Source organism: Streptococcus sp. SG1, from assembly GCF_030439935.1.
Classification (GTDB): Bacteria; Bacillota; Bacilli; order Lactobacillales; family Streptococcaceae; genus Streptococcus; species Streptococcus gordonii.
In genome coordinates, this window is sequence record NZ_JAQFJC010000008.1 from 43,586 (window position 1) to 55,802 (window position 12,217).

The window sequence follows — 12,217 nt, forward strand, 5'->3', positions numbered from 1 at the left end:
CTTCCCTCCTTTTGCTTTTCATTATAACATTTCTCTAGAAAAGTCGCTTAGGTCAGATAAAGCAAGTCTATCTCTCCTGACTCTTTTCTACCGCTGCAGTGACAAAAGCCGTATAAAGACCTTCAGGTCGGTTCGGTCGGCTGGAGAGCTCTGGGTGGTATTGACAGGCCACGAAGAATTTATTTTCTGGGATTTCCACTATTTCTACCAAGCGATTGTCTGGTGAGACTCCAGAAAATACAAATCCAGCTGCCTCAAACTTCTCGCGAAAAGCATTGTTAAACTCATAGCGATGACGGTGACGGCGCTGTACGACTTCTTGATGGTCGTAAGCTGCTGCAGCCTTAGAGCCACGCTTAAGCTTAGAAGGATAGAGCCCCAACCTCAGCGTTCCACCCAAGTCTTCGACATCAATCTGATCACGCATGAGGTCAATAATTGGAAATGGTGTGTCTGGATTGAGCTCCGCTGAGTTGGCATCTGCCAGACCTAGGACGTGACGGGCGAATTCGACACAGGTCAGCTGCATACCCAAGCAAATCCCTAACATAGGTACATCCTGCTCACGCGCATAGCGGATTGCCTCAATCTTACCCTCGGTTCCCCTCTGGCCAAAGCCGCCCGGAACGATAATCCCATCCGCATTTCCAAGAAGCTCAGCTGCGTTTTCGGCTGTTACCTGATTCGCATCAATCCAGTCAATCTTAACCTCCGCATCATTGGCATAACCTGCATGCTTGAGCGCTTCGACAACTGAAATATAAGCATCTGGTAACTCAACATACTTACCAACCAGAGCAATATGAACCTGCTTTTTCAAGTTCATCACTTTTTCTACCATAGCTGACCACTCCGTCATATCCGCTGCCGGCACATCCAGCTTCAGATGGTCGCAAACGATTTGGTCCATTTTTTGGGCCTGCAAATTGAGAGGAATTTGGTAAAGATGCTCCACATCTAGTGACTCAATGACCGCCTCAGGCGCTACATCACAGAATTGAGCTAGTTTATTTTTGATGTTTTGTCCAACTGGTTGTTCTGTCCGAATAACCAGCATATTTGGCTGAATTCCCAGACCGCGCAATTCTTTTACAGAATGCTGAGTTGGCTTGGTCTTCATTTCGCCGGCTGCCTTGAGATAGGGCAGGAGGGTTGTATGGATATACATGACATTGTCTGCTCCAACATCCGCCTTCATCTGGCGCAAAGCTTCTAAGAAAGGAAGAGACTCGATGTCTCCAACTGTGCCTCCGACCTCTGTGATAATCACATCCGAGTCCGTCGTCCGTGCTGCCCGCTTAATCTTGTCCTTGAGTGCATCTGTAATATGCGGAATGACTTGGACCGTCGCTCCCAGATACTCGCCTTTACGCTCCTTGCGCAGGACTTCGCTATAGATTTTACCAGTAGTGACATTGGAGTATTTATTGAGATTGATGTCGATAAAACGCTCATAATGTCCCAAATCCAGATCCGTCTCAGCTCCATCATCTGTGACAAACACTTCCCCATGCTGGTAAGGGCTCATGGTACCAGGATCAATATTGATATAAGGATCAAACTTCTGAATCGTAACCTTGAGACCCCGATTCTTCAAAAGCCGGCCCAAGCTAGCTGCCACAATCCCTTTCCCGATAGAAGAAACTACACCGCCGGTGACAAAAATGTATTTAGTTGACATACATGCTCCTTTTCATAAAACAATTCGTTCCAGCAACCTCAAGGTTACTGGAATCTTATCTAGGGGAGGATTTCCCATAATCTGTCTGGAAAAGAAAAATAGCTCCCTGAAAACAGGAAGCTCTGACCTCTAAAAGAGGTGCCCGAACAGTATGATATCGCAAACCTGAAAAATTGTCAAATATTTTCAGTCAGTTTTCATCTCTTTTTTATCGACATGAGGACATGTAGTTTAAGTTCTACATAGGGTATAGACTCCGCTAAATAGGACTAGATCGTTCTAATTTTTAAAAATAATTTCGTAGCACTGATTAACGAGATCATTGGGTCACATCCACAGCTACTTCTTGTTCCAGCCAGAGTGCAATGATTGACTTGAAATTATTAGTTCGCGTACTGCTTAGACTTTTCAAAAAGTGAACGTCCCCTCTTGGCTTGATTTATGGATGGCTAACAATCATTTCTAGATCGTGACCTTCTAACTTCCAGCTAGCCACATCGCTCGGTAGGATAAAATGGTCTCCCTTATGAATTGGATAGACTTGACCATCTACTGTTAACTGACCTTGTCCATTTAATACGCTGTTGAGCGTATAGTCAGCTGTTTTAGTGAAATCAGCCTGGCCAGTCAGTTCCCACTTGTAGACAGCAAAGAAATCATTAGCAACCAGTAAAGTTGAAGACAGATTATCCACTTGTAAATTGACTGGGCGGCTATTTGCGGGTTCTCCAATATTTAAAACATCGATAGATTTTTCTAGGTGCAATTCACGGAGATTTCCTGCATCATCCTTGCGGTCAAAGTCGTACACACGGTAAGTTGTATCACTAGACTGTTGAGTTTCTAAAATCAAGATACCTGAACCAATAGCATGCATGGTTCCACTTGGTACATAGAAGAAGTCACCTGCTTTAACCTTTACCTTCGTCAAGAGCTGATCCCAGTTCTTGGATTCGATTTGTTCGCGAAGTTCTTCTTTACTCTTGGCATTGTGGCCATAGATAATCTCTGCACCTTCGTCTGCAGCAATAATATACCAACATTCAGTTTTTCCTAACTCACCCTCGTGTTTCAAGCCGTATGCATCATCTGGATGGACCTGAACACTAAGCCAGTCATTAGCATCCAAAATCTTGGTCAAGAGAGGAAAGACCGGCTCAGAACGGTCCCCGAAAAGTTCCCTGTGTTCAGCATAAAGCGTGTCTAACTTTTGACCAGCAAAACGGCCATTTTTCACAGTGGATACACCATTTGGATGGGCTGAAATCGCCCAATATTCACCGACTTTATCACTAGGAATCTCATAGCCAAACTCGTCTCTCAGCTTGGTTCCACCCCAAATTTTTTCGTGCATGACTGATTGTAGAAATAATGGTTCTGACATGTCTTACCCCCAAAATGTACTTTTCTCTATTATATCAAAAAATAGATAAGCTAAAATAATCTCCCTTCACCTTTCTATATCAAAAATTACAGTAAATTTAGTAATTACTCTTATTTCTAGGACAAATTCAAAAGCACCGCAATTGCAGTGCTTTCTTCTTTACTCTTGCTCTTCTTCAACAAACTGACTGTTGTAAAGATCGGCGTAGAAACCTCCCTGCTCCATGAGCTGGTCATGGTTTCCTTGCTCGATAATATTCCCATCACGCATGACTAGGATCAAATCAGCATTGCGAATAGTAGACAGGCGGTGAGCAATGACAAAGGACGTTCTGCCTTCCATCAGCTTGTCCATCGCTTTTTGAATCAATTCTTCCGTCCGTGTATCGACAGATGAAGTCGCCTCATCTAAGATAAGGAGTGGCGCATCTTTGAGCAGAGCCCTTGCAATAGTCAGGAGCTGCTTTTGACCAACAGAAAGGCTGACTGTGTCATCCAGAACTGTATCATAGCCGTCCGGCAAGGTCATGATAAAGTGGTGGACACCAACCGCTTTTGCAGCTTCAACAACTGCTTGGTCCGTGATATCTTTCTGATTATAGATCAAGTTTTCTTTAATAGTCCCTTCAAAAAGCCATGTATCTTGTAGAACCATAGAGAAAGCATCGTGAACTTCTGAGCGTTGCATATTCTTGATATCTACACCGTCAATCATGATTTGCCCACGTTCAATATCATAGAACTTCATGAGTAGGTTGACAATTGTTGTCTTACCCGCACCAGTAGGGCCAACAATTGCAATTTTTTGTCCAGCCTTTGCTTCTGCTGAGAAATCGTGAATAATAGTCTTATCAGGATTATAACCAAAGAAGATATCTTTAAACTGGACATGTCCTTTTACACTTGTTAATTGTTGAAGTTTATGAGAATCATCTTCCATATCTGCTTCTGCTAGAAACTCAAAGACACGTCCCATAGCTGCACTAGCAGATTGGAGTGTTGTAATTCCCTGGGCGATTTGGGAAAGAGGTTGAGAAAAAATTCGTACATAGACCATGAAAGCTACAATCGTACCCATGCTGATGGAGCCATTAATAGCCATTGTAGCACCCACAATCACGACCATCACATATCCAAAATTGCCAACAAAGTTCATCAGAGGAAACATAATTCCTGAAATAAATTGTGACTTCCACATACTAGTATACAGATTTTGATTGAGGGCATTGAAGGCCAAGCGTGTCTTTTCTGCACCATTGTAACTAGTGATAACATTGTGCCCGGAGTACATTTCTTCCACATAACCATTGATAGCTGCTAGGTTACTTTGCTGTTCTTGGAAATATCTCTGAGATTTCGCCATCAGAACTGCTGAGAAAACGAAACCCAATAAGACCGAACCAATCGTCACAAATGAAAGTACAACATTAGTATAAAACATCATAAAGAGCACAGCAATTAAAAGTAAGACCGAAGAAATCAGAGTCCCCAAGCTCTGTGTCAACGATTGTCCAACTGTATCTACATCATTTGTCACACGTGATAGGGTATCCCCTTGGGAATGACTATCAAAGTAGCTTAATGGCAGGCGGTTGATTTTCTCTGCAATCGCAGTTCTCAAACGTTTTGAAAAGTGCTGAATCATATCCGAAATAGCGTAACCCTGCGCATAATTGATAAGAGAACCCACAACATAAAGGAAAGCCAGGAAGAAACCTATATTTGAGATAGCTCCCAAGTCCATCTCACCTACTAGACCTTCTGTAATTAAGTTTGTGATTTCACGCAACTTATAGGGACCAAACACTGTAATAATACTAGAAATGATAGCACCGGCTACTGCAATGACAAAAGGAAGCTGGAAGCCTTTAATATAGGGCTTCATCTGGGTAAATAAAGATGTTTTTTTATTTTCCATTTTCTAGTTCCTCCTTTGATAATTGAGAATAAGCAATTTCTTGGTACACTTCATTCGTAGCCAACAACTCTTTATGGGTACCTTGTCCAACGACTTTACCATTGTCTAGAACTAGGATTTGATCGGCATCCATAATAGTAGAAATTCGTTGGGCGACAATCAGTTTTGTCATATGTTGGGTCTGTTCTGCCAATTCTTTTCGTAAAATACGATCTGTCTTATAGTCCAAAGCAGAGAAAGAATCATCAAATATCAAAATTTCCGGCTTACGGGCCAATGCACGCGCAATAGCCAGGCGTTGGCGTTGACCGCCAGAGTAGTTCGTGCCTCCTTGGGCTACTTCAGATTCAAGTCCTGCCTCTTTTTCTTCTACAAATAATTTGGCTTGTGCTAGTTCAAGGGCTTCCCACATTTTCTCTTCATCTAGTGGAGTTTCCATGCTTTCTCCAAAGTCCAAATTTGAAGCAATTGTCCCTGAGAAAAGTACAGCTTTCTGCGGAATATATCCTACCTTATTCCGTAGTGCTTTAAGCTCATAGTCACGGACGTCTACGCCGTCGATCAAAATCCTACCTTCTGTCACATCATAGAAACGAGGTATCAAATTGACAAGGGTTGATTTACCTGAACCAGTAGATCCAATAAAGGCAACTGTTTCACCAGCTTTAGCAGTGAAACTAACATGCTCAATTACTGCTTCAGAATTTTTTGCATAACGGAAAGAAACATCTTCAAAAGTTACTTGTCCTTTGCTTTGGCCCTCAGTCTGTGCTTGATCTTTTTCTTTGATACTGCTATCCAGTGCTAACACTTTGTTAATCCGGCCAGCCGAAACAAGGGTACGTGGTAAAACAATAAACAAAGCCCCCATCAGCAAGAAGCCAATTACAACCTGCATACCATAAGACATGAAAACAACCATATCACTGAATAGACCAAGCTTATCAGCAGATGCTGCGCTATGAATCAAATAAGCTCCAATCCAATAAATAGCCAGCGTTAAACCACTTGAAATTCCGCTCATAATCGGATTGAACAAAGACATGAAGCGGTTAATAAAAATATTAAGGCTAGTTACCTCGTCGTTTGCTGCACCAAATTTTGCATCCTGGTAATCTTCTGCATTATAGGCCCGAACAACCCGAATCCCTGTCAAACTCTCACGTGTCACACTATTTAATTTATCTGTCAAGGTTTGTACAATAGATTGCTTTGGAAAAGCCAAAGTCACTAAGACAATCGTCATTAATATAATGGCTGCAACCGCGACTAAAACAGCGATCAACCAAGCATCTGATTTGCCAACAACCTTCGTCATAGCCCAAATAGCCATGATGCTTCCTCGAATAACAACTTGTAATCCCATAGCGATAAACACCTGAATTTGGGTAATATCGTTGGTTGTTCTGGTCAGAAGGCTAGGGATAGAGAATTTTTTAATCTCTGAATCAGAATAATCCAAGACACGATTAAAAATATCCTCACGCAAGCGGGTAGTATAGCTAGAAGCCATCCGAGAGGACACAAAACCAGCTATTACCAAGGAGAACAAGCTGGCAAAGGATAGGCCCAGCATTTTCAAACCTGGTACCCATAGATCTCCTGTCGTTGTCCCCGGTGTCTGTAGTAAAGTTGTAATTTCTGACATATAAGTCGGAACTTCTAACTCTAGATAAACGGTCAGACAGATAAAAACAACTGTCATCAAAATCAGGCCGATTTCTTTTGACGTCAAGCGTTTAAATAATTTAAACATCGGCATCCTCGCTTTCTAATTTCTCAATATTTTGGTGAAATTTCGCCATAACCAGAGTGAAGGTTGCCAATTCTTCTTCTGAAACACCCTGGAGGAGACAGCGATCGATTTCATTAAAAAAATCATGTAACTCTTTCAATTGTTGTTTAGACTGGGCTGTTAAATGAATCATCTTGGCCCTTTTATCTGTCTCGCTTACCTCAAGAAAGATAGATCCATTTTTTTCCATCCGTTTGATTAGATTGCTGGCCACCGACTTAGAAATATCTAACTCATGCTCGATATCCCTAATAAAGGTCGAAAGTCCTCTCTTCGCTCGGTGAGATACGATGTGAAGAACTTGACCTTGTGGACCTCCCATAAATTCCATCCCACAAACCTTGGCGCGTTTCTCAATGATCCGTTGAGTTTTTCTGCCAAAGCGTTTGAATTCTAATAAAGGCTTTTCCAATACATGCTCCTTTCCATTTAGTTCTCTTGAGAACAAATAAGTTTCCGTGAGAACTATTCTACCACTTCAAAAGCGAAAGTCAAGAAAAAAGTTTCCGTGAGAACTATATTTTTTAAAAAAGAAACCGGGAACCAAAGTCCCAGTTCTATCTATTCAAAAAATCTCGCCATTCAGCTATTCTACGCCTCATCAACTCTTCTTTTAATGCTCTAAAAACGTCTATTAAATAGAAAAATGAGGTTCCCTCGTCTCATCTTTACTTTCTTCTTTTCTATGGAAATAGCCACTTAATATGAGGAGCCAATTCGGAAATCTGTTGATGGAGTTCGTTGAAACTAACATCTTTCACATGGTCCAAATTTAAAGAAATGGCACTTGCGTCTTGATCCTTAGGATAAAAATATAGAATTCGAATGTCCGGATCTGCAGACGTCCTATGAGACCGGTAAAGATCATATTCAATCATCTCAATCTCCTGCCATAAGAAGAACTTCTCGCTTTTATCTGATAGCCCTCTTAATCTCATTCCCGATTGATCTATCTCTAGAATCGGAGGTCTATGATTGGAAATATAGCCTAAAACAAACATCAAAATAGCAATGATCCCCACCCCCCAATGGACCATACTTAACATAACATCACTTTCTTCAGTAGTCCGACCATTTCTCTCATCCTCTTTGCTGGTTGGATTACGATAAATTATTTGATTCGCATTATTCTGACTTTCTAATGCAGTAGTCTGCTTATCTAAAGAGGCAAAGCCCATAGTAAAAAAGATTCCCAAGAGCAAGAGAAAGCCTATGAAATAAAAAGTTGAGCCATCGCGCTTATATACTTTCATTCTATCCCCCTATATGAGAATCCCTTCCAAATGATCCAGCTCGTGCTGACAGATTTGAGCTGGAAAGTCTTTCAGAGTTATGGTTTGTGGTTGCCAATTTCGATCTAGGTAATCGACAGTAATTTCTTGATAACGGGTTATAGATCTGCTACCAACAAGAGACAGGCAAGCTTCCTCTGTCTGATAAGGGCCTGACTTAGCGCGCAAGACTGGGTTAAACATAATGATTGGAACCAGCCCGTACATAAAAATGATCACGCGCTTCTTAACCCCAATCATATTGGCCGCAAGACCGACACAGTTTTCTTGATTGGCTAGCAGAGTATCCTGCAAATCTTGAGCAAGGTAGAGATCGGATTTTACAGCTACTTCTGATTTTTGCTGTAAAAAGAGAATATCTTTTACAATAGATTGTTGCATGTTACACCTCATATAATAAAGGCCTGATCAAGTCAGACCTTTACTCCTTTATTTTGCATGTCGTTCACTGATTTCTTTAGCCAGTACAAAGTTACCCAACGTTGCTGAACCATTACCAGCTACAGCTGGTGTCACAATATAATCACGAACATCTGGAACAGGAAGATAACCATTGAGTAGCACTGTGAATTTCTCGCGAACACGGTCCAACATGTGCTGTTGCGCCATTACTCCACCACCAAAGACAATCACATCTGGGCGGAAAGTTACAGTAGCTTGAATCGCAGCTTGAGCAATGTAGTAAGCTTGAATATCCCAGACAGAGCTGTTAAGCTCAATATTTTCACCACGGATTCCGGTACGAGCTTCCAAGCTTGGACCAGCTGCCAGACCTTCCAAACAGCCATTGTGGAAAGGACAGACACCATTAAATTCTTTTTCTACATCCATCGGATGCTTAGCTACATAGTAGTGACCCATTTCTGGGTGACCAGCACCACCGATAAATTCTCCACGTTGAATCGCTCCAGCTCCAATTCCTGTCCCAATTGTATAATAGACTAAGTTTTCAATACGGCCACCAGCATTGTTGCGAGCTACCACTTCTCCAAAAGCGGAACTATTAACATCAGTAGTGAAGTAAATTGGTACATTAAGAGCACGACGAAGGACACCAACGATATCCACATTCGCCCAATGTGGCTTTGGAGTTGTCGTAATGAAACCGTATGTTTTTGAATTTTGATCAATATCAATTGGTCCGAAAGAGCCAACAGCTAAACCAGCTAAATTATCAAAACGAGAGAAAAATTCAATCGTTTTATCTAAAGTTTCAATCGGTGTTGTAGTAGGAAACTGTGTTTTTTCAACAATTTCAAACTTCTCATCACCAACCGCACAGACGAACTTAGTCCCGCCAGCTTCCAAACTTCCATATAATTTTGTCATAAAATTCCTCTTCTTTTATGCTATCAGAATTAAGTTAATCAGACTTCCCTGACACCTTTAATCTGATTTGCAAGTTTTTCTTTTTTGCATTCAATTTATTATAGCATATCTCACGGCAACTATTTCACCAAACTAAATTTTTTTCATGCTTTTTTCAAGACATTTAACCAATATCCTGCTCCTAAAAAATATCCCCCAAGTTTTCTCGGGGGAGTTGTCAATTCACTTCTTACTCATAAATCAGTGGAAGCTGACTGTATTATTTTTTATGATCATTTTTGATTCTGGTGAGATATCCGTTTGTTCTAGTGTTATAATCGTTTCACCTTTTTCATCCAATATATGCCAAGCACCATCTTTATGTCCTAACAAAGCAACACCATTCTCTCCGCTATCTTCATCTTTATATGTTGTAGAAAATGCCTGATCCACACCCTCTAGTAAGCGCTCCTCTTTCGTACTAAGGGTTACCAAATAGTAAGCTCCCGCTCGAACACCTAGCGCATACTGATTATCAATCTGAGTGTACTTTTCATAAGCTGAGTGGGAAGATAAGGCGCTACTGAGAGTTTTACTCAATTGTTTCTTCACCTCTTCACTTCTTTTCTCATCTATAGATTGAATTGTTTTCTGTACATCTTTGACCTTAGCAACTTCCTGTCTTTTGGCTTCTCTAGCCTGATAAATCAAGAAGGTTCTCACCAAAAATGAACTCCCAAAAACCAAGCCGACAATCAGAGAAATGACATTAACTTTTTTCTTCATCCGATCCCCCATGTATCTATAAGTAGTATATAAGAAATGTTTCCTTATAACCTATAGCATAACAGAATATTTTTGAGAAAACAAATAAAACCTAGCAGAACTAGGTTTTATGATCTTATTCAACGGTTACTGACTTGGCCAAGTTACGTGGCTTATCAACATCCAGACCACGATGCAGGGTTGCATAATAAGCAACGAGCTGGGTTGGAACGACCATAGAAATCGGTGACAGATAAGGATGTACTTGACTGAGTACAATATCATCATTGTCTTTGGCTACATTTTCTTCAGCAATGGTCAATACATTGGCACCACGAGCTGCTACTTCTTGGATATTTCCCCGCGTGTGGTTGGCAAGGACAGGATCTGATAAGAGGGCCAGAACTGGTGTTCCTTCTTCAATCAAGGCAATCGTACCATGTTTTAATTCACCAGCTGCAAATCCTTCACACTGAATATAAGAAATTTCTTTAAGCTTGAGGCTGGCTTCCATAGCTACATAGTAATCTTGACCACGACCAATATAGAAGGCATTGCGAGTTGTTCCCAAGAGATTGTCAACCTTGCTCTCAATTAGCTCTTTCTCAGAAAGGGTCGATTCAATAGACTGGGCTACCAAGGATAGTTCATGAACAAGGTCAAAGGCTGCAGCTTTTTCCGAAGCATTGGCGTCTCCTACTGCTTTAGCTAAGAATGCCAAGGCAGCAATTTGTGCAGTATAGGCCTTGGTTGAAGCAACCGCGATTTCAGGACCTGCATGAAGAAGCATGGTATGATTGGCTTCACGAGACAAGGTTGATCCTGGCACATTTGTAACTGTTAGGCTTGGAATCCCCATTTCATTGGCCTTGACCAAGACCTGACGACTATCAGCTGTTTCGCCTGACTGACTAATAAAGATAAAGAGTGGTTTTTTACTGAGAAGTGGCATACCGTAGCCCCATTCAGATGAAATTCCCAGCTCAACTGGCGTATCTGTTAATTCTTCAAGCATTTTCTTAGAAGCAAAGCCAGCATGGTAAGAAGTCCCTGCTGCAAGAATGTAAATACGGTCAGCTTCTTGTACAGCCTTGACGATAGCTGGATCTACAACTACTTGCCCGTTTTCATCCGTATAAGCTTGGATGAGTTTACGCATGACAGTTGGCTGCTCATCGATTTCCTTGAGCATATAGTAAGGATAGGTTCCTTTACCAATATCAGACAAGTCTAACTCAGCAGTATAACTTTCGCGTTTCTGAAGGTTACCGTCATAGTCCTGAACCTCTATACTGTCTTTACGAACAATAACCAACTCTTGGTCATGGATTTCCATAAATTGATTGGTTTCCCGAATCATGGCCATGGCATCTGAGCAGACCATATTATAGCCTTCTCCCAGACCGACTAGAAGCGGAGATTTATTTTTTGCAACGTAAATGACCTCTGAATCCTCTGAATCAACCAAGGCAAAGGCGTAAGATCCACGGATAATATGAAGGGCTTTTTTAAAGGCCTCTAGGACTGATAAACCGTCTTCTTCAACAAATTTCCCAATCAAATGCACTGCAATTTCAGTATCTGTCTGACCTTTGAAATGGTGACCTGAAAGGTATTCTTCTTTGATCTCCAAATAGTTTTCAATGACTCCGTTGTGCACCAAGACAAAACGTCCTGTCTCAGAGCGATGAGGATGGGCGTTGCTCTCGCTTGGTTTCCCGTGAGTAGCCCAGCGGGTATGACCAATACCAGTCGAACCTGCCACGTCGATTCCAATTTTAGAACGCAGGTCTGCAATACGGCCGACAGATTTGACCAGGCTAGAATTTTTTCCTGTTGTTACAAAAATTCCAGCTGAGTCATAACCACGGTATTCCAATTTTTCCAAACCCTGCATTAAAATATCTGTTGCGTTGCGATTTCCGACAACTCCGACAATTCCACACATACTTACTAATTGAGTGATGCACCACGGACATCACTACTCTCCTTTAAAATTGGTATAGTCTGATACATTAGGTATCAAACAAGCAAGAACAGTATATAGTTTTCTTTTTCCCTTGTCAAGCTTTAAA

Annotated in this window: 10 protein-coding genes; all 10 read right to left on the reverse strand. The window is 41.4% G+C overall.

Translation table 11 applies throughout. The features are described 5' to 3' along the window. Window positions 1-67: 67 nt before the first annotated feature. Entirely contained in the window at window positions 68-1,681 is a 1,614-nt protein-coding gene (locus PCY06_RS07855) for a CTP synthase (RefSeq protein ID WP_061594157.1), read from the reverse strand. Window positions 1,682-2,120: 439 nt separating this feature from the next. Continuing rightward, on the reverse strand, window positions 2,121-3,065 hold the full coding sequence (manA, locus tag PCY06_RS07860) for a mannose-6-phosphate isomerase, class I (RefSeq protein WP_012130786.1): 945 nt from the start codon (window positions 3,063-3,065) through the stop codon (window positions 2,121-2,123). A 159-nt stretch (window positions 3,066-3,224) separates the two neighbouring features. Further along, window positions 3,225-4,982, reverse strand: a complete 1,758-nt coding sequence (locus PCY06_RS07865; protein WP_061594156.1) for an ABC transporter ATP-binding protein — start codon at window positions 4,980-4,982, stop codon at window positions 3,225-3,227. Further along, window positions 4,972-6,738, reverse strand: coding sequence for an ABC transporter ATP-binding protein (locus PCY06_RS07870; protein ID WP_061594155.1), 1,767 nt, complete (start codon window positions 6,736-6,738; stop codon window positions 4,972-4,974). Before PCY06_RS07870 ends, PCY06_RS07865 begins: the two co-directional genes overlap by 11 nt. Continuing rightward, the gene (locus PCY06_RS07875; RefSeq protein WP_061594154.1) at window positions 6,731-7,189 is read right to left on the reverse strand and encodes a MarR family winged helix-turn-helix transcriptional regulator; all 459 of its coding nucleotides are present in this window, start codon (window positions 7,187-7,189) and stop codon (window positions 6,731-6,733) included. Before PCY06_RS07875 ends, PCY06_RS07870 begins: the two co-directional genes overlap by 8 nt. Before the next feature lie 271 nt (window positions 7,190-7,460). Beyond that, window positions 7,461-8,030: a hypothetical protein gene (locus tag PCY06_RS07880; RefSeq protein WP_061596786.1), complete on the reverse strand. Its 570-nt coding sequence runs from the start codon at window positions 8,028-8,030 to the stop codon at window positions 7,461-7,463. A 9-nt stretch (window positions 8,031-8,039) separates the two neighbouring features. Then, window positions 8,040-8,450 (reverse strand): peptide deformylase, encoded by a 411-nt coding sequence (locus PCY06_RS07885; RefSeq protein WP_061596784.1) that lies wholly within the window; start codon window positions 8,448-8,450, stop codon window positions 8,040-8,042. A gap of 48 nt (window positions 8,451-8,498) precedes the next feature. Continuing rightward, a complete protein-coding gene (scrK, locus tag PCY06_RS07890) occupies window positions 8,499-9,398 on the reverse strand; it encodes a fructokinase ScrK (protein WP_045773521.1) in 900 nt (299 codons plus the stop codon). A 240-nt stretch (window positions 9,399-9,638) separates the two neighbouring features. Further along, the gene (locus tag PCY06_RS07895; RefSeq protein ID WP_082307787.1) at window positions 9,639-10,163 is read right to left on the reverse strand and encodes a hypothetical protein; all 525 of its coding nucleotides are present in this window, start codon (window positions 10,161-10,163) and stop codon (window positions 9,639-9,641) included. 115 nt (window positions 10,164-10,278) lie between these two features. Beyond that, window positions 10,279-12,090 carry a glutamine--fructose-6-phosphate transaminase (isomerizing) gene (gene glmS / locus PCY06_RS07900; protein WP_061594151.1) on the reverse strand — a complete coding sequence of 604 codons (1,812 nt, stop codon included), beginning with the start codon at window positions 12,088-12,090 and terminating at the stop codon, window positions 10,279-10,281. Between the last annotated feature and the right edge of the window lie 127 nt (window positions 12,091-12,217).